Here is a 23,271-nt window from a genome sequence, read left to right as displayed (position 1 = left end):
GCTCAAGGATTCGCCGGTTCCCCGTCCAGTGGCGCGGGGGCCTGCCTGAACGGTTGTGCGGGGCCCCAACGCCGGTAAGCGACTGCGGCGAGGATGAACACCAGGCCGCCCAACCCGGCCGCGGCGAACCCCCACGCGGCCTCACCGGTCCAGTCCACCGCCACCCCCACCAGGGGTGCGCCCAACGCGGCGCCCACCGTCATCGCGGACGCATGCAGCCCCATCGCCGTTCCGCGAACGGAACCGGGCACCAGCTGGCTCACCGTCTCGCTGCTGGCCGCCACGGTCGGAGCGCACAACGCACCGGCCGGAATCAAAACGAGGCACAACATCCACCAGTTCTCGGCCAAGCCAACGGGAATGGTGAACAAGCACAACGTGAGCATCAACGTCGACAGGGACAACGAGCGGGGCACCGCCCCGTGCACGAATCCACCGATCAGGGACCACACGCACCACGCCGCGATCGCCAACCCCGCCCACCGCACCTCGCCCTTCTGCTCCAGGAACGCCACGATCGCGACGTCCGTTCCGGCCAGAACCACCAACGCGCCGGCCGTGCCGAGCAGCACCGCGCCGAGCGGCGCCGTGAGCCATGAGCGACGCGGCACCGGCTCGGTCTCCTGCCCGGCGCCTTCCCTGGTCGGCGGGTTGAGCAGGTAGAGCAGGACGGCCGAGACCAGGAGTGCGAGGGCGATCCCGATCATCGCGGCCCGCGTGGACACCTGCGTGGCCAGCACCACGCTGAGGGCCGGGCCCAGCGCGTACGCCACCTCGACGGACATCGAGTCGAGCGAGTACGCGGTCCTGCGGAAGGACACCGGCACCATCGCCGCCAGCGCCTGCCGCACCACGCCGAACACCGGCAGCGGCAGCAGACCGGCGAGAAACCCGCCCGCCACGAGCGCGCCGTAGGGGACGAACGGCGCCGCGAGCCACGCCGAGACCTGGACCGAAGTGGACAGCAACAGCATGCGACGCAGGCCGTAGCGGTCGGTGATCCGGCCGAGCAGCGGGTTGCCGAAGGCCGCACCGGCGGTGATGGCCGCCACGAGCAGGCCAGCCGCCGCGTACCCGCGCTCCAACGTCAACGCCACGTGCAGGGTCAGGACGACCGCCATCGACGTGGCCGGCAGTCGGGCCAGCATCGCCACGAGGAGCAACGCACGGACGCCGGGCAGGGCCAGCACGGCGCGGTAGCGGGTGAGGGCCACCGGCCCATCTTCCGGTGTGGCCTCGACTGGGTGACGCGTGCAGTCAGGCTACTACTGGGAGTAATCATTCAGGGTGCAGACTTAACGCTTTCGTTTTCTTGACTTACTCCAGAAAGGGTGGTGTAGTGGGCCCCGTCATGACCCCCAGGACTTCCACGTACGCCCAGGACCAGCCGGCGGACCTCCGCCAGCGGTTGCGGGCCGCCGGGCTGCGGGTGACCGCACCCCGGCTGGCCGTACTCACCTGGGTGAGCGACCACCCGCACGTCACCGCCGACGAGGTGACCACCGCCGTCCGCGAGCGGCTGGGCTCGGTCTCCACCCAGGCCGTCTACGACGTGCTGAACGCCTGCACCCGCGCCGGGCTGCTGCGGCGTATCGAGCCGGCCGGGCACCCGGCGCGCTTCGAGACCCGCATCGGCGACAACCACCACCACCTGGTGTGCCGGGCGTGCGGCCGCACCGAGGACGTCGACTGCCTGGTCGGCGCCCGCCCCTGTCTCGACCCGTCGGACACGTCCGGCTTCGAGGTCGACGAGGCAGAGGTCGTTTTCTGGGGGTGGTGCCCCGACTGCCGGGACGCCGGGCGAGCACCGACGACCCGGTCCCACCACGAGGAGGAGGGACGAGCGTGACCGAACAGAGGTTCACCACGACCAACGCGGGCATCCCGGTGGCCAGCGACGAGCATTCGCTCACCGTCGGGCCCAACGGCCCGATCCTGCTGCAGGACCACTACCTCATCGAGAAGATGGCGCAGTTCAACCGCGAGCGCGTGCCCGAGCGCGTCGTGCACGCCAAGGGCGGTGGCGCCTTCGGCTTCTTCGAGACGACCGAGGACGTCAGCCAGTTCACCAAGGCCGCCCTCTTCCAGCCCGGCGCCCGCACCGAGCTGCTCGTCCGGTTCTCCTCGGTCGCCGGCGAGCTGGGCTCGCCGGACACCTGGCGTGACCCGCGCGGCTTCGCGGTCAAGTTCTACACCAACGAGGGCAACTACGACCTCGTCGGCAACAACACCCCGGTCTTCTTCGTCCGGGACCCGATGAAGTTCCAGGACTTCATCCGCTCGCAGAAGCGTCGCGCCGACAACGGCCGCCGGGACAACAACATGCAGTGGGACTTCTGGACGCTGTCCCCGGAGTCCGCCCACCAGGTCACCTGGCTCATGGGCGACCGCGGCATCCCGAAGACCTGGCGGCACATGAACGGTTACGGCTCCCACACCTTCATGTGGGTCAACGCCGGCGGTGAGAAGTTCTGGATCAAGTACCACTTCAAGACCGACCAGGGCATCGACTTCCTCACCTCCGAGGACGCCGCCCGCATCGCCGGCGAGAACGCCGACCACCACATCGGCGACCTGTGGAACGCCATCGACCGCGGCGAGCACCCGAGCTGGACCCTCTACGTCCAGGTCATGCCGTTCGACGACGCGCCGAACTACCGCTTCAACCCGTTCGACCTGACCAAGGTGTGGCCGCACGGCGACTACCCGCTGATCAAGGTCGGCCGGATGGTCCTCGACCGCAACCCGTCGAACTACTTCGCCGAGATCGAGCAGGCCGCCTTCGAGCCCGCCAACCTGGTCCCGGGCATCGGTCCCTCCCCGGACAAGATGCTCCTGGGCCGGCTCTTCTCCTACCCGGACACCCACCGCTACCGCATCGGCCCGAACTACACGCAGCTCCCGGTGAACCGCCCGAAGTCGCCGGTGCACAGCTACTCCAAGGACGGCCCGATGCGCTACGAGAACGTGGCCGACCCGGTCTACGCCCCCAACTCCTACGGCGGCCCCCACGCCGACACCCAGCGCTACGGCGACATCGCCGGCTGGGCCGCCACCGGAGAAATGGTGCGTGCCGCGTACGAGAAGCACCCGGAGGACGACGACTTCGTCCAGCCGCGCACCCTCATCCGTGAGGTTATGGACGACGCCCAACGTGACCGCCTGGTCAAGAACGTCATAGGCCACCTGAACGGCGGCGTCTCCCGCCCGATGATGGACCGCGTCTTCGAATACTGGCGCAACATCGACAAGGAGACCGGCGACAAGATCGCCGACGCGTTCCAAAGCTGACGGCTCCCACCTTCGGCTGGATCCCTCGCGGCTCGGGCTCTTCGCCCGGTCCCGTAGGGCTTGGGCGGGCTCGCGCCTTGGGGACTCCGTCCCACCACTTCGCTGGCGGCCCCGGGGACTTGGTCCCCGGGGCCGCTCCCCGTTCCCGGGCACGGGGAGCGGCTCGAGGTGGGAGGGGCGGTGCCCCAGGTGGGTTGTCAGGCGGCGTCGTTTGTGGGTGAGCACACGGTTGTGGTCTCACCTCCTTTCTGGGTGTGCTCAGGTGGGATGGTTGGTTGTGTTTGGTCCGGCACCCTTCGGATTCTGTGATGAGCCGGACGTTCCCCCGCGCGCCTTATTTGCGTGAACCCCAAGATTTTGTGTGGGGGAGGCATCTCTGGTGATGGACGAGACACCGGCCTCGGCCGCCGGCGCGGTGTTCGTCGGTCAGGCGACCGCCTGATCTCTGCTTCTCCTGGAGTCGCCGCCCTTCCAGGGCGACCCCGAGATCATCATGGCAGAGATCGAACGCGCGTTCGAGGCATTGTGATGATGTTCAGCCGGTCGAGCGACTTGCCACCGGCGTAGTGGCGTTTGGCTGGATGACGATCTGCGGCTGAGGTTCCTGCCGGACTAGCCCTATCTGCAGGACCGTCCTTATCGGACTGATTTGGGCGAGCGGCACTACCTGCTGGCTTTCCTCGGCTACGTGGAGTTCGACAACGTGCTACTCGGGTTGGTGAATAGAGGTTCTTCTTCCTTTGCCAGAGGACCGTCCTGACCTAACTGTGGATGAGCGTTGGCAGCGTCTGGGTGAGCAGCTTCGCCCACGCCGGGGACATCATGTGTTGTTCTTGCTGGCCGGCATGCTGTTCGAGCCGGTCGGGCTCGACCCCGCCGGCGTCACTCTGCTGGTCACCGCCCCCGATGATCCCAATCTGCCTCTGGATCACCGCCACCCGCCGCCTCATCACCCGTACCTATGAGCGAAGTGACGGGCGTGATGTTCGCGTGGCGCAGATGAGTAGCGCTGTGGGAGCTGCCGGAGCCCGGGAGCGCAGCCGGCCAGGTTCTGTTCCACAGCGTGGGCGGGTGCAGGGGCACAAGAGACTTTGCGGGGAAGGCGAGTGACCGAGATCCCAGGTCCTTGACCTCGACTCAACTTGAGCTTTTAGCGTCTGGGATGTGTTGTTCAACCGCAGGTGCCCGGTTCACGCTCGCACCAAGGGGTGGTTCCGGGCAGGCGCTGACGGTTGTTCGACACCCAGCGGTAGAGGGCTTCTTGGAGCCAGCGGATGCCGGGTAGGCGGTAGAAGCGCAACGGCAGCGTGGTGCCCAGGGCGGCGGACAGCGCGTAGTTGGCGGCCTCGGCCGCCGAGGCGCGGGGCGTGCCGGCCTCGTCGATCCACCAGACGGCGCGAGCCAGCTGTTGCTCTGTCAGGCCGTAACGATCGGGTGTCCCGGGGTGCTGGTAGGGCACCGTCTCCACCCGGTGGTGTCGGTCGACCCGCGCCAGCAGGTCGCGGCTGCGGGTGCAGAAGCCACACCGGCCGTCGAACAGCAGCGTTCCGCGCATACGACCAGCATCCCGGATCGATGGGAGGATCCAGGTCATGACGTTGACCGTGGTGGGCATCGGTGGCTCGATCCGGGCCGACTCGCAGTCCGAACGGGCGTTGCGGATCGCTCTGGCAGGCGCCGAGGACGCCGGCGCCCGGACCGTGACCATCACCGGCGAAGAGCTGGTCCTGCCGTTCTACGACCCGTCTGTCCCGGAGCGGACCGAAGCGGCCAAGCACCTGGTGGAGACGCTGCGCTCCGCCGACGGCGTCGTCCTGGTCTCACCCGGTTACCACGGTACGGTGTCCGGCTTGGTCAAGAACGCACTCGACTACGTGGAGGACCTGCGCGGCGACGTCCGCCCCTACCTGGACGGTCGCGCGGTGGGCTGCGTGGCCACCGCCCAGGGCTGGCAGGCGGCCGTGACCACGCTCAACTCACTGCGCTCGATCGTCCACTCGCTGCGCGGCTGGCCCACCCCGCTCGGCGTCGCCCTGAACTCGCTCGACCGGAAACTGCCGCCCACCGGCTGCCCGGACACCGAGCTGGAGCGGCGACTGCGCACCGTGGGCCGGCAGGTGGTGGAGTTCGCCGTGGCGCATCGGGGTGAGAACGGACACGAACACGCATAACCGCTGGTCCCGATGGGTTACCCCAGCTGGTGACGGCCGGTTCGCGCTGCGCCCCGCTGCCCGGGGCGGGATTCTCGAACCACCGACTGACAGCCACCCACCGAGGAGGCGTCCGGCATGACCACCATGAGTCATCCGATCACCAGCACCCTTGGCCGGGCGGAGCGGGACTCGGTTGGCGAGCTCCTGCAGGCCGCCCTGCTCGACCTCATCGACCTCTCGCTCGTCGCGAAACAGGCGCACTGGAACGTCGTGGGCCGGCATTTCCGCGACGTCCACCTGCACCTCGACGAGCTGGTCGCCACCGCCCGCAAGTACACCGACGACGTCGCCGAGCGGGCGGCCGCCATCGGGGTCTCCCCGGACGGCCGCGTCCGCACCGTCGCCGCCGGCACCCGGGTGCCCGAGTTCCCCGAGGGCTGGCAGGCCGACAAGGACGTGGTCCGGGCCATCGTCGAGACGCTCGACGTCGTGGCCCTGCGCATGCGTACCCGCGTCGAGGAGTCCGACAAGAGCGACCTGGTGACCCAGGACCTGTTCATCGAGATCACCACCGAGCTGGAGAAGGCCCGCTGGATGTGGCAGGCCCAGCTCGCCGAGACCTGACGGCACGCGAACGCGGCGCCCCGGCCCCGGGGCGCCGCGCCTCACTCACGAGAGCGTGACCACGCGCCGGGCGAAGTCCACCTCGGCCAGCGTCTGCCGGATCGTCTCGGCGACGACCAGCGACCCGTGCCCGGCGTCGTACCGGTACACCTCGTAGCCGGCACCTCGCTCGGCCAGCCGGTCCAGGTAGTTCTCGATCTGCCGGATCGGGCAGCGCGGGTCGTTCTCGCCCGCCAGCAGGAGCAGCGGCGCCTGCACCGCATCGACATACGTCATTGGCGAGCACTCCCGGTACAGGTCGGGCAGGTCATCCGGCGAGCCGCCGAACAACGCCCGGTCGTACGCCCGCAGCGGCTCCATCTCGTCGGCGTAGGCCGCCACGTAGTCGGCCACCGGGACACCGGCCACCCCGGCCGCCCACCGCTCCGGCTGGGTCCCCAACGCCAGCAGCGTCAGGTACCCGCCCCACGAGGCCCCCGCGACCACACAGCGCACAGGGTCCGCCAGCCCGGTCCGAACCGCCCAATCGTGCACGGCGGCCACGTCCTCCAACTCGGTCAGCCCCGGCCGGCCCTCGATGGCGTCCCGCCACGCCGACCCGTAGCCGGTGGAGCCCCGGTAGTTCACGTGCACGACGGCGAACCCGGCGTCCAGCCACACCGCCCGGTAGGCGGAGAAACGGTCCTCGTCGGCCGCGTGCGGGCCACCGTGCAGGCAGAAAACGGTCGGCAGCGGGCCCTCACCCGCGCCTTCCGGCCGGGCAACCAGGGCGTGCACGTCACCACCGCGTGACACCACGAACGCGTCCGTCAGCGGCTGCGATGGCGCCGCCCGCTCACCGGCCGGCTCCAGCAGCACCCGGTCGCTCCCGTCGGGGAGCAGCGCCCGCACCACCGGCGGCTGCTCCGCCGACGACCAGCTGTACTCGATCACCCCGTCCGGTCGGACCGACGCCGAACCGACCGTGCCCGGCGGGATCTCCAGCGCGACCAGCTCACCACCGTCCAGGTCGTAGCGGTACAGCGCGCTCCGCGCCCAATGGGTGTGCACGACCAGCAGCGCCTCGCCGTCCGGGTACCAGGTCGCCGAGACCTCGCCGGGCAGGTCGAGCTGGATCTCGGTCTCGGTGTCGGCGGCCACGTCCCACAGCAGCAGCTCCTCCCGGCCCCGTCGCTCGTGCAGCACGAGGAGCCGCGAGTCACCGCTCACCGGGCTGAACTCCAGCGCGTCCAGACCCTTGCCCGGCCCGTCCCACTTCTCCGCGACGGTGCCACCGTCGGCCACCCGCACCACCCGCAACGCCGGGTGCCGACTGTCGCCGTGTTCGGAGTGCGAGATCGCCAGCAGTGTCTCGTCGCGCGACAGCGCGCCCACGCCGGCGTCCTGCTCGTGCTGGTAGATCACCTCGGCACGCCCGTCCCGGGACACCCAGATCGTGCTGCCGTCGTCGGTGGAGACGCCCAGCGCCACGTGCCGCAGGCCCACCTCGATCCCGGCCGGGTAGCCGGCGTGCGTGCCGGAGAGGCCGTCGCCCCGCTCACCGCCGCCGTGGAACGGCTCGACCACCCAGCGGCCGAACTCGTCGCCGTCGGTGTCGGCGAACCACCAGATGGTCTTGCCGTCCGGGCTGACCAGGCCGTGATAGGTGCCGTTGGGCCGGTCGGTGACCTGGCGGTGGCTGTCGGTGGCCCGATCCCAGGCGTAGATCTCCCAGACACCGCTGGTGTTGGAGATGTAGAGGGAGTGGTCGGGTGCGTCCCTCGCCCAGTCCGGCAGCGAGGTGCGCGGCGCGGTGAACCGGGTGCGCCAGCGGGCCTCGGCTGCGGGGTCGTCGAACAGCCGCTCGGGGACCTTCGCAACGGGATGGTCGGTCACCCTCCCGATCCTGCCATCGGCCGCTACCCGGGGGCCTGGGCGGTGACCATGTAGTAGTCGAGCAGGCCGCGCCGGAACGCGGTCAGCCAGTTGCGCGACCAGTGGCGGGCGTACCGGTCCTGCTGGGCCTGCCAGCGGTCCAGGCCCGGCCACACGTGCTCCCCGATGCTGCGCGCGGTGACCTCGACGAACCCGGCGGCACGCAGCGCCCCGGTCATCGTGCCCACCGGGATCGCCCGGTCCACACCCGTACGGAAGGTCGCCAGCATCTCCGCGATCCTGTCCTTGTGCCCCTCGCCGGTGGCGAAGAACGTCGTCACGACCAACCGCCCGTGCGGCAGCAGCACCCGCAACGCCTCGTGCGCGAACCCCGGAATGTCGTCGAAGTGCTGCGCGGCCTCGACCGAGAGCAGCCGGTCGAAGTAGCCGTCCGGGTAGGGGATGGTGTTCGCCGCACCCTGCCGGTAGACGAGCCGCCCGTCCATTGCCGCCACGGTCCGGGCGTTGGTCCGACGCGCCCGCTCCACCTGGTCGGGATGCAGGTCGATCGCGTGCACCTCGGGCACCCCGTACGCCGTGGCGGCCAGCGCGCTGCCCAGCCCCCGCCCACAGCCGACCTCCAGCAGCCGGGTGTCGTGGCACGGCCCCAGGGTGTCCAGCGCGACCTCGTAGAGCCGGCGCTGACTGGCGATCCGGTGGCCGACGTCGAGCCGCCGGTCCAGGGGAATGCTCGACCAGAAGCCGAAGTTGATGAAGCCACCGGCGAAGAGCGGCTCGGCGGCGAGGTCCTCCGGCCCGTACATCCGTGCGCGCAGGTCCGCTGGATCCACGATGATCTTCCTACCGCAGCCCGGCTCCGCCGGTCGGGTGGTAACGCATGGTGAATGGCGGAAATGCGTCTGGGCCGCGGTACCTCACCGGTACCACGGCCCAGCGTCCCTGTCGGGGTGGCGGGATTTGAACCCACGACCTCTTCGACCCGAACGAGGAACGAAGCAGCTTGCTACCTGGGCTGTTTGCTATCGCCGCAGCTCAAGCCGTTGGTCTGCGTTGGTCCCGCGTGGTGTGATCAACCCTTGCGATCTAGATCATCTCCCAGATTTCTCCCAGGGAACACAGTCGAGGTTGTAGCCGCCGGGGTGCGTCAGGTGCGGCCACAGTCGGGCACGGCCAGCCGCGCTCGGGGGAAGGAGGGGGCCGACTCAACACTGGGCCCAACCCTGTCTCAGACGGCCTGCTGGGCCCGTATCCTGGGCATGTGACTGCGGCTCACGACTTCGAACTACCGCCTGACGGGAACCTCGTCCCGCCGGCGGCGTTGGACGCTGCCGAGCACGGCCAGGTGGTCTACCTCACCCGCAACGGTGAACAGGTCGCCGCCATCGTGCCCGCAGACGTCGCCGCTGCGGGCACGGCCGCGATCGAGGCCCTGGAAGAGGCCGAAGACATCCGGGCCGCCCGCGCCGCCCTGGCCGACCCCGCGCCCAGCATCCCGATGGCCGACATCCGGGCTGAACACGCCGACGACCTGGCCGCCTACCCGGACACCGACCACCCGTGAGCAGCCGCTACCACGTCGAATGGCGCCCAGCCGCTCACAAGGAACTCAAACGGCTCGACCGGCCGATCCGGGCCCGCATCCTGCGCAAGGTTGAGACCCTGGCCGAGGACCCCCGCCCCCCCGGGTGTGGTCAAGATGAGCGGCCCTGACGACCTGTGGCGCATCCGCATCGGGGACTACCGCGTGATCTACACGATCCAAGACGACCGGCTGATCGTCACCGTCGTTCGCGTCGCCGGCCGCGGCCACGTCTACCGGAAACGGTGACCAGCGGCCGACAGAGTCCGACTATTGTTATCCACTCACGCCCCAGAGTTTCTTGGCACACTCCAGTGGCGCGGTTACCGAATATTCCAGCGCGCGGATGTGTCTCCTGCGCGGAGTGTGGAAATGCGGTGGATGAGTTCGCACCTCTTGGACTCATTGCCAGCTTCAGCAAGCCGAATGTAGCTCGCGAGGGTATGTAGGTCGCGCATAGCAATAAGCACGGCGAATCCACTCCACTTGGTTGGATCGTATCCGTATGCCTCGCTGAACTCGCGCAATTCTCCCTCAGTTCGTCCGAATCGCATCCCTCCCTGGTATGTATTAGCTAGATCGAGTTCACGCGGACCCTGTGCTACCTCGTCCCAGTCACCCAGTAGCACTTGGTTGTCGGCACCCCATACGGTATTGCCTGGGTATGCGTCACCGTGTATAAACCCGTGTCCCAGTGGACTGTCCAGTGAGATATATTGCTCGATCAGTTCAGCTCGCCGTTCGAGCAACCATGTCCGGTCGGACTCAGGCAATGTGGAAGCACGCTCCAGAACGGCGCCAAGAGCGTACAACGGGGGGTACGGCCGCAAACTAACTGGTGGGTTACCGAGGCTGTGCAAACGCGCCAACAGCGCACCAAGCGGCCCGGCTGTTGGGGCTGGCTGCCGACCTTGGGGGTAATAGCGCCAGAACGTCACTGTAGCGCCCAGGTGATCAACGACTACTGGCTGGTCCACTGCAGCCGGTTCTGTGGCCGGAAAGCCTTGTTCCGCGACCAGCCATCGCGCTACGGCGACGGCCGTGCTTGCCCTCTGGCGGTCGTCATCGGTCCGGTTAATCTTGGCGATGACGCCATCCTCGGGCAGGAGGTAGATCGCACTACCGTGTTCCCGTAGTGGTCGTGCCGTCGACATGTTGAACCGGACGTGTGCCCGCGCGGCCAAGAGTGCAGGATCAGGAGCGGGTGTAGTAGTCATCGGCCTCAGCCTAGAGTACGTCGGTCGGGACGCGGTACGACAAATGTCTCTAATGCTTCGCTCAGATCGCTGCAGTAGGAAGAGTTGGCGTACCTGGGTAAGGCTAGTGCGCGCCGTACCCGTACCAAACCGTCACGGAGCTGTTGAATGCGCTGTTCGGGCGGCAGTTGGAGTACGCCACTCAATATTTCCTCTGCGCCGTCTACTTCATCGCGGGCAAGACGCGCCAAGGCCACGTCAACGCGTGCCAGTGCCTCATCCCCATAGCTGCGTTCTTCACTCGGACCAGTTTCGTATATATTAATCGCCTGCAAGGCTGCCGCTTCTGCCTGATTGTGATCGCCGATCAGGGAAAGGACTCCGCCTGCATAGTAGCTGGCTTTAGCCAACGGGAACGTAAGCAAGCCACCGAACTCGGTCACATCATCAGATTCGAGAATGGTATCCCAGTCTCGACGCGCCCGATCGAGAGCTGACGTTGCTCCCTTCCGATTACCAGCGCGAGCCAGCGCCCGTGCCTCAAGGCTCGCCAACCGCACGCGTGACTGAGCAGTCGCTGCGTACGCCTGGCCGCGCCGGGCGAAGTCGACCGCATCTCTGTGCCTTCGTGACCACTCCGCGATCAAGGCTTGAGTTCCGGCGACCCAAGCACGTAGCCCGTCGTGATCGGCCTGCTCTGCGCAAGCTGCTGCCGCTCGTGCTTGCGCCATGCCCGATCCGGGTTCACCAAGGTTCTGGCTAGCGTGCGCCAGCAGCAAGAGGTTGGTGCCTGCTAGGAAAAACAGTTCACGAGCCTGCTTGGGGTGCGGACGTTCGCGTACGAGGCCAAACGTCACGTCCCGCAGCCGAAGCAGGTCCTCGAAGACCGGTCGTAGCGGAGTGTGGACGTAGTCGACTGCGATCCGGCGCAACTCGTACTGCACGTGCTCGAGGATCAGCGGATCTACTCGATCGCTGAGCGCCCAGGACGCGAACTCCAGCGCCTCTCGCGCCGCACGCCCTACGTCGTCGGTGTGGTCTACGTGCTCCGGCTCGAACGTTGCGCTCTGACCGCCCAAGCGCTGCGCGAATCGCTCCCGCGCACTCTCCGATGCTCGCTCAAGGGCCGTGTCGAGGAGTTCCTGCACGTCTGTCTTTGGCGTCAGGTCGGGCTTCTGGTGCCAGGTTGCAACCGTAGAATCGGCAGCTTTCTCCGGGTACCGTGCGCCGAACTCAACCACGTCGAGGCTCGTCGTCGTGCGGTCAGACGGTGGCGTGCCAGGATCGAGTCGTGTCCCGTCTGATCCGTCCCCGGTGCTGGTCTTGCTTACCTGGCCGTCATAGAGTAAGTAAAAGCGTTCCCTAACTGCTTCAGATGCTTTCTCCAGAGCGGTATCCAAGACCTCCTGTAGTGAAGGAGAAGGAACAATCTCGGGGCGAGTTTGCCAGTTGGCAACCGTGCGTACAGCAACACCGAGATGTTCAGCAAACGCTTCGTTGCTCTTTCGGAATGCGTGCTTCAGGCAGCTAGCGCTTGCTCCTGTCCAGGTCTCGACAACCACTAGGTTCGCCCCTCCTTTTTGCTCGGTGGGGGCGGCTTGCATTGCCGATGCATTGCCGATGCACCATGGCTGCATCGGCAGTGCATGGTGATGTCGCGCGCTTTCCGATGTGCTTGTTGCCATGAACGGAAACAGCCGCAACAGCCCCGCCGCCACGCATCAGGTCTTACTCACCCCCCGGCCAGCCGGGTCTTCCAGCCGAGACACCCGTTCCTCGAGTTGCCGGAGCCGGTCCTGCAATGAGTCCAAGCTTGCGAGCAGCTCTTTCGCAACGCCTCGTTCGACGGCTGGGCTGGTCTGGGCTCCGGCATCTCGTTCCTGTACGAACGAACCCTTCCCTTGGTGGCTCACGATCAAGCCGTCGGCACGGAGCTGCGCCAGTGCCATACGCACCACCGTGCTTGAGACCCGGTGCTCCTGCATGAGGTCCGCCAGCGAGGGAAGTTGCGTCCCGGGGCGGAGGCTGCCTGCCCTGATCTGGTCTCGCAGGGCTTGCGCAACCTGCTGGTACGCCGGTCGTCCCGACCACTCTGCCATCCGCATCCCTCCGCACTCTGTGCACTCTGCCTCTCCCAGTGCACCACATCTCCCTTGTTTCGAGCGGCTTTCGCTCGGATGGAGTACTTGACGTACTCTGCCGCACAGTGCACTCTGTGCACCAAGTTGTTCTGCGATCGCTTCTAACAGTGGCCCTGCCTCATCTGGTGGGCGGCCCGTTCGAGTCGGGCCGGGGCACTGAAAGTCCTGCGAGACGGACTGAAGGCGGGCAATCCGCGCGCAGCACCGGGTCGTAGGCGCGTTCCTTGAGAACTGAAAAGCGGCACTGACCCCTGACTTTCCTGGTCGCGTCGCGATGACCGCCCGTGGTGGGTGCGAGCGCACGGCAGAGACAAGGGCAAGGGTGCCGCCATCCCTGACCAGCACTCATTCCGAACCTTTGACGTGGAGTGATGAGTCATGGAGAACGACGTGACCCCCGCCCCGGCTGTGGCGTTGCTGCGCCTGGCGGAGGAGAAGGCGTGCGCTGGGTATCTGGCGGCGCGGAAAGCGCAGATGCGGCTGGGGGCGCGGGTGGCGTCGCTGCGCCAGCTGGTCGCTGAGCAGCCCACGCGCCCGGACTACCGGGCGGCGTGGGACGCGGCGGCGTTGGCATTCGGTGACGCGGTGCAGCGCACTCGGTTGGCCTACGCCTGCTGGCAGCGGGCGCAGGTGGCCGCCGATGCCGCGTGGACGGCGGCCGAGGGCCACGCGCAGGCGGCGCCTGCGGACGGGCGGGTCGCGTGATGGCCCGCCGGCTGTCTCTGACTGCTGCGAATTTCGGGTCTGTTGTGGGACATGCCGGGCCCGTTCGCGGCGTTACCCGACGGCCATGCCGGTGCCGGCCCGGTCGGGCCGAACGACAACGAACGAGACCGCGACATCGGAGAAACGCGGTCTGCCCGGGCCTGGCGGCTGTCCCGCCGATGAACGCCCGTCGGGCCGGGCTTTTCCATCACCCACCACAGCAGTGAGGAGACCGTGGTGAAACACCGTTTACCGATCCTGACCACTGCGGCCGTGGCCGGTCTGCTGGTCGCGCTCACCGGTTGCCAGCCCCGCACCGGCACCGAGGCCGCACCGGACCGGGCCGGGTGGGTGGTCGCCGGCACCCCGGGCGAGCAGGTCGGCGCCCGTCACTGGCGGTCCGGTGCGGCCTCCGGGGACTCCGTGCTGTGTGTGCGGGCCGGCGCCCCGGTCGACCGTCACGGCCTGCACGACCCGGCCGACCAGAGGCGCGTCGTCACCACCGACGGCGCCCTGTTCACCGCCGGTCAGCCCTGCCCGCCCGGCCGGGAGGACACCCGTCTCAGCCCCGAGTTGGAGCGGGAGGCCCGCGGCGCGCTGCAAGACCCCCGCCCGCCGGTGTGGCAGCGGGTGTGTCAGGGCGGCCCGCACGACGGGTCCGAGATCGCCTACTACGACGCGGCACCCACCGACATGGCCGCCATGGAGCGCCTCTGCCCCACCGGCTGACCGCGTCCCGGCCCGGCGGCTGTCCCGCCTAACGCCCGTCGGGCCGGGCTCCCTCTCGACCACCCCACACCAGACAGCACAGGAGACCACTGTCATGACCTGCACCATTGATCTGTGTGACGCCCGCGCCGTGCTGGACTTCCTTCGCTCCCACCCAGACCTGCCCGGCATCGCCTCCCTGGACCACAACGGGTATGCGAACCCCCGCGACCAGCGAGCGCACCACACCATCCAGCTTGCCGACCGCAGCATCCGTGCCGCCTTGGCGTGGCACGAGGTCCTGACCGACGTGCGGATCGTGCTCGACGACTACAACGAGACGGGCAGCGTCCACATCGGACTATACGGGCTGCTGCACACCGGGCCGGGCGTGCACGTCTACACCGCCGTGCGTGGCGACGAGCGAACCCTGGTGCGGCTCAACACCAACGTCACCGCCAACGCTCACGGCCGCCGGGTTGAGGTGGACCTGCTCCGGCGGCTGGTCGACGCCCACGCCGCTGAGCGGCGGGTGGCCTGACCACACACACCGTCAATCCCCACCGCGAAGGATCGCGCGATGACCGATCCGAACCTGGAAACCGCGCTGCGTGAGGAGGTCACCGGAGTCGTCGAACTCCGTGCCGGTCTGGAACGGCTCGACGAACGCGGCCTGCTCGACCAAGACACCACCACCGACACGACCCAGTGACAGCACCGTCCAGAGAGGACAAAGCCGATGTCGACGCGACGTTGGGACGGCCAACCCGAGACCGAAGCCGACACGAGGTTCTTCGACCTTCGCGCCTCGGGCTACTGCGGGGCGATCGACCAGGACGGTAACCCGGTGGACGACGTGGACGCCTGGATCGACCAGCGGTTGCACCCCGACCGGTGACCCTGCCCCGGCTCGGCGGTTGTCCCGCCCATGAACGCCCGCTGGGCCGGGTTTCCCCATCACCCAACAAGCAGTGAGGAGGACTACCTATGTCCCGACGTCGTACCGGTGCCGAGGCGATTTTGGGCTCGGCTGCGGTGAATCCGGTCGCCCCGGCCGGCCTGGATCGTGACTGGCGGTCGGCGGCGGCCTGCCGGACGCAGGACCCGGAGTTGTTTTTCCCGGTCGGTGAGGGCCCGTTGGCGCAGTGGCAGATCGCCGAGGCCAAGGCGGTGTGCCGGCGGTGTCCGGTGATCTTGGAGTGCCGGGCCTGGGCGCTGCAGGTCGGGGAGGACTCCGGGGTGTGGGGCGGCCTGGACGCCGGCGAGCGACGGGAGCTGCGCCGCCGCGAGTTGCCGAAGGCCGGGTGAGCACCGTGGATGAGCTGAGGCTGCCACAGGAGATCGAGGCCCGGTTTCGGCGGGCCCGCCAGGCGTTGACGGCGGCGGTCCGGGACCGCGGCGTGCCGTCTGAGCAGTGGTCGCGGCGGGTCGCGGCGGCACAGCGGGAGCTGGCCGCGGTGTATTCGGCCGCCAGCTGGGAGGTGGCCGTGGACAGCGTGTTGTGGGAGGCGTTGGACGACGCCGCCCGGATGCAGCGGCTGGAGGCGCGACGACTCGACCCGTCACGCACGGACGGGGTGAGGTCATGATCCGTCGACTCAGTGCCGTGGTGGTCGAGTGCGACCGGTGTGCGGCCCGCTGGGCACGGACCGCGAACGGTCCGACGCACTTCGCTGAGGAGTCCGACGCGCTGGCCGCGTTGCTGCAGGACCCGCACACCGACCCCGGGTGGCGGGTGCGCGCGAACGGCCAGCTCTGGTGCGCGGCCTGTGCCGCCGCGGAGGAGTGTGCGGTGCTGGGCCACCGGCCCACCCCGTGGCGGCGGTGCCGCTGCCGCGGCACGTGTGGTGCCGGCCGGGCCGCGGATGGCGGTTGCACGGTCGAGTTCCGGCACTGCGCCCGCTGCCTGCGTGACGAGCAGCGCCGACTCACCGCACCGGCGGTGCGGGAGGTGTCCTGACATGCGGATTCGTGTGGAAGGCCCTCGGGCTGAGGTCGAGCAGGCGCTCACGCGGCTGGCGCGGGTGTTCACGGTCTGTTCGGTCAGCCGTTTCTACCCCCACCGAGGCCCCGGCGACCGGGGCCGGGTCTACGTCGAGATCACACCACCAGCCACAAGTCCAGACAGCAAGGGAGGCATCCCGTGACCGGGCCGGAGCACTACCACGAAGGTGAGAAGTACCTGCACGCCGCCGAGACCGGCACGCACGTCGACCACGGCTTCTCGGTCGGCACCGACACCCAGGCGCTCTACGCGCACATCGCCACGGCGCACTTCACCGCCGCGCAGGCCACCGCGACCGCGCTCCACGCCCTCGCCGGGTATGCGGTCACCAGGCCGGAAGTCCAGCAGTGGCAGGCCATCACCGGCCCTGACGACGCCAGGAACCGACGGGGTGCGTGATGGCCGTCCTTGCCTACCCCGCCCCGTGCTGGGAGCTGCGCCCGGTCAACGGTGCGGGGATCTCGTGGGAGCCGCCGCACTACGACAGCCAGTCGGCCGCGCTCCAAGCGATCGTCAGCGAGTGGCGCGACGTCACCGAGGACGGCATTGCGCTGTATGCGGTCCGGCTCGGCCTGCCGTGCCTGCTGGCGGTCTGTGTCGGCTGCCGCACGCCGGCCGACGACCCCGACGTCCATTGGTCCACGTTCGCCGAGGTGGCCGAGTTGGCGCGTGACTGCCGCGGGCCGTGGCTGATCCGGCACGACCGCACCGAGATCTGGTGTCCGGGCTGTGTGCAGCGCTGGTCCTGCTGAGTCCCCTGTCCCCTGGTTACGCCTGACACACGAGGGATGCCGCACCGGCCGGTGCGCCGGTGCGGCATCCCGGTCCGCCAGGACCCACAGAAACCCCTACGACGGAAAGGAATCCCTCCCGTGAGCACCTATCAGCAGCTCACCACCGTGGCCCCCGATCACGGCAGGCTCGTCTACATCGGAATGCGTTTCGAGATCAACGGCGTCATGTGGGAGGTTCCCCGCCCCTTCCTCACGGTGGGCGACAACCTGGTGATCTCCCCCCTGGTCGAGCCTCACGAGTCGTCGCTGAGGGTGCGGCTGGACCGCTGGCAGGTACTGCGCCTGTTCCCGCCGCTGGGCCTGCCGGTCTGGGTTCCCAGCCAGGCGTTGGCCGCACGAATGGCCCGCGACTTCGAGCACGACCCCGCGATCTCGTTCCAGCACAGCCCGGACGCCCTGGAGGGCTGGGCGCTGCGCTGGTACGAGCGCAACTCCGACGCCGAGGCTGCGGCGCGCGCGAGTGCCTGACCCTGCCCCGGCCCGGCGGCTGTCCCGCCAAGAACGCCCGCCGGGCCGGGCACCACCTCCACCACCCGATGAGTAGTGAGGAGAGCTTCAGCATGGCAACCACGCCTGGGGCGCGGCAAACGACCGGGAGCCGGGCCGTGCCGCGCTCGATGACCCTTCCCGCCGCCCGCGGGCCGGTGCTGGCCACCACCGGCTTCTATGCCGGTCCGCGCACGGCCGGGGGTGCGCGATGACCCCCCACAACCCCACCACGGTGGCCGTGGTGGTGGCCGGTGCCGGGGCGCTGGCCCTGCTCGGCCTGCTGCTGGCCACCTGGCGGTCCGGCCGGCGCAGCGGCCGCACGGCGGTCCTGCGCACCCAACGCCTGACCCGCACCGGCACGGCGGCCGGGCGGGCCGTGCTGGCCGCCGCCCTCATCGTGGCCGTGCAGTGGGCCGTCCTGATCCGTACCGAGGACCGCCTGGTGACCGCCGTGGCGCTGGGCCTGCCGGCGTTGCTGGCCGGCGCCACCGTCGCCCGGCTGCTGTCCCTACCGACCCGTGTCCGTGCTGCCGCAAGGGAGGTCCGGCGATGAGCACACTCAACGGTGCCGACGACTTCGGCCGCGACGTCGACCGCGGCCTAGCCGAATTGGAGCGGTTCCTGACCGCGCAGACCCCGCCCACACCGGCCCAGCCGGGCCAGGCGCCGGGCTGGACCCGGCGGGTCGAGAAGCTGGCCGCCGAGGTCGACGAGGCGCACCTGCTGGCCGAGCTACAAGCCGACCCGGTGCCCCTGCACATCGACACCCCGAAGGTCCGCAAGCGCCGGCAACGCGCCACCGAAGCCGCCCGGCTCCACATGTTGGGCCAGGACCCGGCCGCCCGGGCCTATCACGCCGCCCGAGTGTTGCGGTGTCTCACCGGGGCCGCGTTGGTGGCGCTGGGTTTGGCCCTGGCCTGGTCGACCGCCGGGGTGCAGACCTTCGCCGCCGACGGGGCCCCGGCCTGGTCTGCCGAGTGGGTGTTCGCCTGGTTCGTCGAGCCGTTCCTGTCGCTCGGCCTGCTCACCGTAGTCGGGGCGAAGGCGTACCTGGCGATCCGCGGCCGGCCGCTGACCCACCCGACCCTGCGGCGGATCGAGTGGTTGTTCCTGGGCCTGACGTTGGGCATGAACGCCTTCCCGCACCTGCCGTTCGTGGCCGAGCCGTTCCGGTTCCCGATCCTGGTGCTGCATCTGCTCGGCCCGATCATCGCGGTGGCGATCGTGACCGCGTTACCGATCATCTGGGCAGCGTTCACCGCCCTGGACCACGGACTCCCCCAGGGTGGGGATACCGCGGGGGGTACTGGCCGAAAGTACAGCGCAAACGGCACCGGCCGCGCCGAGGTGGTGCTGGCCCAGCACCGGGCCCGGCTGGCCCGGTATGTGGCCCGCGCCCGTGAGTTGATCGCGGCCGGGGAACTGCCGGCCAACCCCGGGGCCAAGGCGCTGCGCCGCGCACTGGAGGTCGGCACCGACACCGCCCGCCAGGTCCGCGACGCACTGAAGGGCGGTGCCCGATGACCACCCCCCACAACATCCCGGCCCCACCCGAGGGGGCCGGCCGTGACGAGCGGGCTTCCGGTGTGGTGGTTCCGCGCCCCGACGCCACCCCCGCAGTGCCCGAGGACGGGCGTGCTGCCGCCGACCGGGCACTGGCCTGGGTGGGCTGGCACGCGGTCGAGTTGGCCGGGGTCGCCGGCCCCCTGGTGGCCGCGGTGGTGTGGAACCGCTGGTGCGCCGTGCTGGCCCTGGCCTGCGGCACGGGATGGCTCGTGCACGAGATTCGGGGTGCCCGGCAGCGCCGCGCACTGCGCGGCGCGGTCCGCACCGCGCCACCGCCGCTGTCCGGCACCACCAACGAGGAGGACGAGGAGGGATCGAGGGCATGAGCAACCGAGAGCACGACGCCACGGTGCCGGAGGGCACCGAGCGCGAAAGCAGGGCGAACGAGTTGGCGCGGGTGCACTACCTGCCGGTCCCCCCGCAGGCCACCACCCGGCCGCCGGAGACCACCGGTGACGTCGTTGAGGGCGAACTGCTCACCGAGGACGAGTACCGGCGGCTCACCAGCCAACGGGCCCAGGCGGTCGAGCGGTACCGGGGCTATGCCCACGACGCGGTCACCGTCTACCGGGGTGTGAAAACCGCGGTGACGCACAAGCGCACCAAAACGCTGGTGCGGCACGCGGTGGCCTACCCGATCGCCGGGATCGGGGTGGTAGTGCGGCGGTGGCGGGACACCCACGGCGCCAGCCGGTACGAGCGGCAGATGCACGCCGCGGAGGCCGCCGGTGACCAGGAAGCCCTGCGGTACTGGCAGGAAGCCGACGTGGCGGAGAAACAGCGCCGCCACCAGCGGGTGATGGACTGGATCGCCGCACCCGGTCGGTGGATCACCGCCGGGGTGGTGGGGCTGACCGGCCTGGCCGGGTTTCTGCTGGTACTCGGGATCGTCCTGGCGATCAACTCCGGTCAGCTGGCCGACGTGATCGCACCCATCACCGCAGTGTTGGACGCCATCGCGTTCACCGTGTGGTTCCTGGCCACCTACGGGGTGGTGCTGGCAGCCGGGGGCACGGTCGCGGCGGTGGCCTACCTGTACTGGCAGGGCCGCACCCGGGCGGAGATGCCGCCGTGGCTGGCCGCCCCCACCGCCGGTGACGGGGACGTGATGGACGGGCTGCCGGATGAGGGCACCCTCGTCAACGCGCTGCGCAACCTCAACATCCGGGGTTTCCAGCAGGCGCTCAAGGAGGGGTGGCGCATCCGGTTCCGGATGCCGCCCACCCTGGACGGTAAGGGGTGGCGGGCCCAGCTCGACCTGCCCCCGGCCTGCCCGGTGGAGGAGATCGTCAAGCGCAAGACCATGCTCGCGCACAACCTGGTGCGCTTCCCGATCGAGGTGTGGCCCACCGAACCCCAGCCCAGCGTGCTGGATCTGTGGGTGGCCAAACCCGGGGCGCTGTCCGGCCCGGTGGACCCGTGGCCGCTCCTAGAGGACCTGGAGCACGCCAGCGCCGACTACTTCGCCGGCATCCCGGTGGGGGTCACCATCAAGGGCGACGTGGTGCGCGGCCGGTTGTTCGAGGCCAACTACGTGGTGGGCGGCATGATGGGCTCGGGCAAGTCCACCCTGGTGATCACCCTGCTGTGCGGGGCGATGCTCGACCCGCTGGTCGACATCGACGTGGTGGTCATGGCCGACAACGTCGACTACGAGCCCATGCAACCGCGCCTGCGGTCCCTGGTCACCGGCCCCGAACACGAAACCGCGGGGCCCTGTATGGCGTTGCTGGAGCAGCTCTACGACGAGTTGACCCTGCGGGGCCAAGCGCTGCGGGAGCACGGGACCGAGCGGGCGGTCACCCGGGCCTTGGCCGAGACCGATGCGCGGTTGCGGCCCCGCATCGTGGTGGTGGACGAGTGCCAGAACCTGTTCCTCGGCGAACACGGCAAGACCGCCATCGAACTCGCCTCGAAACTGATGACCACGGCCCGCAAGTACGCCGTCACGTTGATGTTCCTCACCCCCGAGCCCTCCAAGGACGCCCTGCCCCGCAAGCTCATCACGGTGGCCAGCAACAAGGCGTGCTTCGCCATCGGCGACCAGAACGGTAACGACGCCGTGCTGGGCACCGGCTCCTACAAGGCCGGCATCTCCGCGGTGGGCCTCACCCCCAAGACCGACGAAGGGCCCGGGGACGTCGGCACCTGCATGCAACGGGGCTTCACCGCCACACCCGGCCTACTGCGCACCTTCTACGTGTCCCCACCCGAAGTGCACCGCATCACCCAACGCGCAATGCACCTACGCCAGCAGCACGGCATCCACGCCACCGCACCCGGCCCCGTCCGGCCCGAGGCCGACCCGCTGGCCGACATCGCCGCGGTCCTCGGCCAAGCCCCGCGGATGCCCAGCCAACACGTCCTGCAGCGGCTGATCGAACGCGACCGCGCCACCTACGGCGACTGGACGCTGCAAGACCTCACCGCGTTCCTCACCGCACACCACGCCGCGCCCTACAAGACCCAGGGGCTGATGCAGATCAGCGCGGCCCGCATCCGCGAAGCCCTCACCGAACGTGACAGTTCACCGGACAGTGAGGACACCCCGGGCGAGGGAGACGACTGAGGGAGCACCCACGGGATGAGGGAGAACTCCCTCACCCCCTCCCTCACCCGCCTCCCCCAACCTGACCGGCCAAAACAGGGCCGAGGGAGGCGAGGGACCCACCCCCACACACACCCTCTCCACCCCTCCACAACCCCTGTTCGCACGCCGTCACGCGGCTCCCTCCCCAGGTGCCGCGATGACACCCCACACCCACCAGCAACTACAGACAGTGACGAAAGGGCCGGATCGTGAGTACCTCAACGAACACCACCAGTGACACCACCCAGCGGCTGATGCAGGCCGCGCTGGAGGCAGCCAGCCGCGGATGGCCAGTCTTCCCCCTCGCCCCGGGCACCAAGAAGCATCCGGTGCTGCACGGCGCCCGCCGCTGCCGGCGCACCGGCCCGTGCCGGGATGGACACCTCGGCTGGGAAGAGCGGGCCACCACCGACCCCGACCGCATCCGCCAGTGTTGGGCGACCGGGCCCTGGAACATCGGGTTGGCCACCGGCCCGGCCGGGCTGCTGGTGGTCGACCTGGACGTCCCCAAGCCCGGCGAGAAACCCCCGGCCGAGTGGGCAAAACAGGACGCCACCTGCGGGGAAGACGTGCTGATCCTGCTCGCCGAGCAGGCCGGCCAACTGCCCCCGTTCGACACGCGCACCGTTCGGACCGCCCGCGGCGGAGTCCACCTGTACTTCGCCGCACCCGACACCCCGCTGTTGCGCAGCACGGTCGGCCAGCTCGGGTGGAAGGTCGACACCCGCGGGCACGGCGGCTACGTCGTCGCCGCAGGCAGCGTCACCGACCACAGCGGCTACGAGGTCACCGCCGACGTCGATCCCGTACCGCTGCCGGGCTGGTTGGTCGAGCGGCTGGCCCCGCCGCCGCTGCCCGTCCAGAGGCCGGTCGAGGTCAACCTGGGCAGTGGCCGGCGGGCCCGGTTCCTGGACGCCGCGATCGCGGGCGAGACCGCCCGGGTGGCCGAGGCGCCCGGCGGGGAGCACAACCGGTCGCTGTACCTCGCCTCGGTCGCGCTCGGCCAGCTCGTCGCGGGCGGAGCACTCGCCGAGGAGGACGTGCGCCGCGTCCTGCTGAACGCTGCCGCCGGGCACATCGCCGGCCCGTGTGGCTGCACCCAGCGCCAGGCCGAGGCCACCATCACCTCCGGCCTCCGGGCCGGCGCCCGCCGCCCCCGTCGCCTGCCGGACCGGGGGAGGGCGGCATGAGCCGGGTACGGATCGGGTCGCTGTTCTCCGGCTACGGCGGGCTGTGCGAACTCGCGGTGGCCCCACTGTTGGGCGGGAACGTGGTGTGGCACTGCGACTCCGACCCGGCCGCCGCCGCGGTGTTGGCCCATCACCGGCCGCACCCCCCGAACCTGGGCGACATCAGCCAGGTCGCCTGGTCCGCGGTGGAACCGGTCGAGGTTCTGGTGGGCGGGTTCCCCTGCCAGGACCTCAGCTCCGCCGGCCGGCGGGCCGGACTCACACCCGGCACCCGCTCGAGCCTGTGGGCGCACATGGCCCGCGCCGTCGACCGGCTGCGTCCATCGCTCGTTGTCTTCGAGAACGTCAGGGGGTTACTCAGTGCC

The 23,271-nt window shown here is 69.5% G+C and carries 33 protein-coding genes; 25 read left to right on the top strand and 8 right to left on the bottom strand.

Features of this window, described 5'->3' with window-relative positions; translation table 11 throughout:
* Positions 1 to 2: 2 nt before the first annotated feature.
* Positions 3 to 1,214, bottom strand: coding sequence for an MFS transporter (locus IEY55_RS26905; protein ID WP_189061360.1), 1,212 nt, complete (start codon positions 1,212 to 1,214; stop codon positions 3 to 5).
* A gap of 137 nt (positions 1,215 to 1,351) precedes the next feature.
* Between IEY55_RS26905 and IEY55_RS26900 the strand changes: the two genes are divergently transcribed.
* Both IEY55_RS26900 and IEY55_RS26895 read left to right on the top strand, forming a co-directional pair.
* Complete coding sequence (locus IEY55_RS26900) at positions 1,352 to 1,849, top strand: Fur family transcriptional regulator (RefSeq protein ID WP_189061359.1); 498 nt, start codon at positions 1,352 to 1,354, stop codon at positions 1,847 to 1,849.
* Positions 1,846 to 3,291, top strand: a complete 1,446-nt coding sequence (locus IEY55_RS26895) for a catalase (RefSeq protein ID WP_189061358.1) — start codon at positions 1,846 to 1,848, stop codon at positions 3,289 to 3,291. The genes IEY55_RS26900 and IEY55_RS26895 overlap by 4 nt, the downstream gene beginning before the upstream one ends.
* Positions 3,292 to 4,052: 761 nt before the next feature.
* On the opposite strand, the gene IEY55_RS26890 is transcribed toward IEY55_RS26895, so the two are convergent.
* Both IEY55_RS26890 and IEY55_RS26885 read right to left on the bottom strand, forming a co-directional pair.
* Positions 4,053 to 4,241, bottom strand: coding sequence for a hypothetical protein (locus tag IEY55_RS26890; RefSeq protein WP_189061357.1), 189 nt, complete (start codon positions 4,239 to 4,241; stop codon positions 4,053 to 4,055).
* Between the two features lie 221 nt (positions 4,242 to 4,462).
* The gene (locus tag IEY55_RS26885) at positions 4,463 to 4,885 is read right to left on the bottom strand and encodes a thiol-disulfide oxidoreductase DCC family protein (protein ID WP_229686788.1); all 423 of its coding nucleotides are present in this window, start codon (positions 4,883 to 4,885) and stop codon (positions 4,463 to 4,465) included.
* Here IEY55_RS26885 and IEY55_RS26880 point away from each other — a divergent pair.
* Together IEY55_RS26880 and IEY55_RS26875 are read left to right on the top strand one after the other, a co-directional pair.
* The gene (locus IEY55_RS26880; RefSeq protein WP_189061356.1) at positions 4,884 to 5,462 is read left to right on the top strand and encodes an NADPH-dependent FMN reductase; all 579 of its coding nucleotides are present in this window, start codon (positions 4,884 to 4,886) and stop codon (positions 5,460 to 5,462) included. The genes IEY55_RS26885 and IEY55_RS26880 overlap by 2 nt on opposite strands.
* A gap of 117 nt (positions 5,463 to 5,579) precedes the next feature.
* The gene (locus IEY55_RS26875; RefSeq protein ID WP_189061355.1) at positions 5,580 to 6,068 is read left to right on the top strand and encodes a Dps family protein; all 489 of its coding nucleotides are present in this window, start codon (positions 5,580 to 5,582) and stop codon (positions 6,066 to 6,068) included.
* A 45-nt stretch (positions 6,069 to 6,113) separates the two neighbouring features.
* Here the strand turns inward: IEY55_RS26875 and IEY55_RS26870 are convergent, their stop codons facing one another.
* Complete coding sequence (locus IEY55_RS26870; RefSeq protein WP_189061354.1) at positions 6,114 to 7,943, bottom strand: S9 family peptidase; 1,830 nt, start codon at positions 7,941 to 7,943, stop codon at positions 6,114 to 6,116.
* 23 nt (positions 7,944 to 7,966) lie between these two features.
* Positions 7,967 to 8,773: a class I SAM-dependent methyltransferase gene (locus tag IEY55_RS26865; protein ID WP_229686787.1), complete on the bottom strand. Its 807-nt coding sequence runs from the start codon at positions 8,771 to 8,773 to the stop codon at positions 7,967 to 7,969.
* A gap of 428 nt (positions 8,774 to 9,201) precedes the next feature.
* Here IEY55_RS26865 and IEY55_RS26860 point away from each other — a divergent pair, with 428 nt between their 5' ends.
* Together IEY55_RS26860 and IEY55_RS32305 are read left to right on the top strand one after the other, a co-directional pair.
* Entirely contained in the window at positions 9,202 to 9,504 is a 303-nt protein-coding gene (locus IEY55_RS26860; protein WP_189061353.1) for a prevent-host-death protein, read from the top strand.
* Positions 9,505 to 9,639: 135 nt separating this feature from the next.
* Positions 9,640 to 9,771, top strand: a complete 132-nt coding sequence (locus IEY55_RS32305) for a type II toxin-antitoxin system RelE family toxin (RefSeq protein WP_229686786.1) — start codon at positions 9,640 to 9,642, stop codon at positions 9,769 to 9,771.
* A gap of 74 nt (positions 9,772 to 9,845) precedes the next feature.
* On the opposite strand, the gene IEY55_RS33105 is transcribed toward IEY55_RS32305, so the two are convergent.
* The 3 genes from IEY55_RS33105 to IEY55_RS33100 all read right to left on the bottom strand — a co-directional run bounded on the left by IEY55_RS33105 (position 9,846) and on the right by IEY55_RS33100 (position 12,817).
* Entirely contained in the window at positions 9,846 to 10,676 is an 831-nt protein-coding gene (locus tag IEY55_RS33105; RefSeq protein ID WP_373290066.1) for a phosphotransferase family protein, read from the bottom strand.
* Between the two features lie 68 nt (positions 10,677 to 10,744).
* Entirely contained in the window at positions 10,745 to 12,436 is a 1,692-nt protein-coding gene (locus IEY55_RS26845) for an NsdA family TPR-like regulatory protein (protein ID WP_189061352.1), read from the bottom strand.
* Positions 12,437 to 12,439: 3 nt separating this feature from the next.
* Positions 12,440 to 12,817: a GntR family transcriptional regulator gene (locus IEY55_RS33100; RefSeq protein WP_189061351.1), complete on the bottom strand. Its 378-nt coding sequence runs from the start codon at positions 12,815 to 12,817 to the stop codon at positions 12,440 to 12,442.
* A 420-nt stretch (positions 12,818 to 13,237) separates the two neighbouring features.
* Between IEY55_RS33100 and IEY55_RS26835 the strand changes: the two genes are divergently transcribed.
* The 19 genes from IEY55_RS26835 to IEY55_RS26750 all read left to right on the top strand — a co-directional run.
* Positions 13,238 to 13,564: a hypothetical protein gene (locus IEY55_RS26835; RefSeq protein WP_189061350.1), complete on the top strand. Its 327-nt coding sequence runs from the start codon at positions 13,238 to 13,240 to the stop codon at positions 13,562 to 13,564.
* Positions 13,565 to 13,801: 237 nt separating this feature from the next.
* On the top strand, positions 13,802 to 14,293 hold the full coding sequence (locus IEY55_RS26830) for a hypothetical protein (RefSeq protein ID WP_189061349.1): 492 nt from the start codon (positions 13,802 to 13,804) through the stop codon (positions 14,291 to 14,293).
* 94 nt (positions 14,294 to 14,387) lie between these two features.
* Positions 14,388 to 14,813: a hypothetical protein gene (locus IEY55_RS26825; RefSeq protein WP_189061348.1), complete on the top strand. Its 426-nt coding sequence runs from the start codon at positions 14,388 to 14,390 to the stop codon at positions 14,811 to 14,813.
* 39 nt (positions 14,814 to 14,852) lie between these two features.
* Complete coding sequence (locus IEY55_RS32660) at positions 14,853 to 14,984, top strand: hypothetical protein (protein ID WP_268239365.1); 132 nt, start codon at positions 14,853 to 14,855, stop codon at positions 14,982 to 14,984.
* 27 nt (positions 14,985 to 15,011) lie between these two features.
* Positions 15,012 to 15,170, top strand: coding sequence for a hypothetical protein (locus IEY55_RS26820; RefSeq protein ID WP_189061347.1), 159 nt, complete (start codon positions 15,012 to 15,014; stop codon positions 15,168 to 15,170).
* 161 nt (positions 15,171 to 15,331) lie between these two features.
* Positions 15,332 to 15,580 carry a WhiB family transcriptional regulator gene (locus IEY55_RS26815; RefSeq protein ID WP_229686794.1) on the top strand — a complete coding sequence of 83 codons (249 nt, stop codon included), beginning with the start codon at positions 15,332 to 15,334 and terminating at the stop codon, positions 15,578 to 15,580.
* A 5-nt stretch (positions 15,581 to 15,585) separates the two neighbouring features.
* Positions 15,586 to 15,861: a hypothetical protein gene (locus tag IEY55_RS26810; protein WP_189061345.1), complete on the top strand. Its 276-nt coding sequence runs from the start codon at positions 15,586 to 15,588 to the stop codon at positions 15,859 to 15,861.
* Positions 15,858 to 16,232 (top strand): hypothetical protein, encoded by a 375-nt coding sequence (locus tag IEY55_RS26805; protein ID WP_189061344.1) that lies wholly within the window; start codon positions 15,858 to 15,860, stop codon positions 16,230 to 16,232. Before IEY55_RS26810 ends, IEY55_RS26805 begins: the two co-directional genes overlap by 4 nt.
* Before the next feature lies 1 nt (position 16,233).
* On the top strand, positions 16,234 to 16,419 hold the full coding sequence (locus IEY55_RS26800) for a hypothetical protein (RefSeq protein ID WP_189061343.1): 186 nt from the start codon (positions 16,234 to 16,236) through the stop codon (positions 16,417 to 16,419).
* Positions 16,416 to 16,676, top strand: coding sequence for a hypothetical protein (locus IEY55_RS26795; protein WP_189061342.1), 261 nt, complete (start codon positions 16,416 to 16,418; stop codon positions 16,674 to 16,676). The genes IEY55_RS26800 and IEY55_RS26795 overlap by 4 nt, the downstream gene beginning before the upstream one ends.
* Positions 16,676 to 17,029, top strand: coding sequence for a hypothetical protein (locus IEY55_RS26790; RefSeq protein WP_189061341.1), 354 nt, complete (start codon positions 16,676 to 16,678; stop codon positions 17,027 to 17,029). Before IEY55_RS26795 ends, IEY55_RS26790 begins: the two co-directional genes overlap by 1 nt.
* Positions 17,030 to 17,149: 120 nt before the next feature.
* Positions 17,150 to 17,539: a hypothetical protein gene (locus tag IEY55_RS26785; protein WP_189061340.1), complete on the top strand. Its 390-nt coding sequence runs from the start codon at positions 17,150 to 17,152 to the stop codon at positions 17,537 to 17,539.
* 92 nt (positions 17,540 to 17,631) lie between these two features.
* Positions 17,632 to 17,772, top strand: coding sequence for a hypothetical protein (locus IEY55_RS26780; RefSeq protein WP_189061339.1), 141 nt, complete (start codon positions 17,632 to 17,634; stop codon positions 17,770 to 17,772).
* Complete coding sequence (locus IEY55_RS26775; protein WP_189061338.1) at positions 17,769 to 18,113, top strand: hypothetical protein; 345 nt, start codon at positions 17,769 to 17,771, stop codon at positions 18,111 to 18,113. The genes IEY55_RS26780 and IEY55_RS26775 overlap by 4 nt, the downstream gene beginning before the upstream one ends.
* Positions 18,110 to 19,084 carry a conjugal transfer protein TraI gene (locus IEY55_RS26770; RefSeq protein ID WP_189061337.1) on the top strand — a complete coding sequence of 325 codons (975 nt, stop codon included), beginning with the start codon at positions 18,110 to 18,112 and terminating at the stop codon, positions 19,082 to 19,084. Before IEY55_RS26775 ends, IEY55_RS26770 begins: the two co-directional genes overlap by 4 nt.
* Complete coding sequence (locus IEY55_RS26765) at positions 19,081 to 19,452, top strand: hypothetical protein (RefSeq protein ID WP_189061336.1); 372 nt, start codon at positions 19,081 to 19,083, stop codon at positions 19,450 to 19,452. The genes IEY55_RS26770 and IEY55_RS26765 overlap by 4 nt, the downstream gene beginning before the upstream one ends.
* Positions 19,449 to 21,695, top strand: a complete 2,247-nt coding sequence (locus IEY55_RS26760) for a hypothetical protein (RefSeq protein WP_229686784.1) — start codon at positions 19,449 to 19,451, stop codon at positions 21,693 to 21,695. The genes IEY55_RS26765 and IEY55_RS26760 overlap by 4 nt, the downstream gene beginning before the upstream one ends.
* Positions 21,696 to 21,925: 230 nt before the next feature.
* Complete coding sequence (locus IEY55_RS26755; protein ID WP_229686783.1) at positions 21,926 to 22,906, top strand: bifunctional DNA primase/polymerase; 981 nt, start codon at positions 21,926 to 21,928, stop codon at positions 22,904 to 22,906.
* A partial coding sequence (locus tag IEY55_RS26750; RefSeq protein WP_189061335.1) for a DNA cytosine methyltransferase occupies positions 22,903 to 23,271 on the top strand: 369 nt, incomplete at its 3' end. The genes IEY55_RS26755 and IEY55_RS26750, both read left to right, overlap by 4 nt.

The sequence above is a fragment of the Longimycelium tulufanense genome (assembly GCF_014645795.1).
GTDB lineage: Bacteria > Actinomycetota > Actinomycetes > Mycobacteriales > Pseudonocardiaceae > Longimycelium > Longimycelium tulufanense.
The sequence above is the reverse complement of the archived record's forward strand: the minus strand, read 5'-3'. Positions and strand labels throughout refer to the sequence as shown.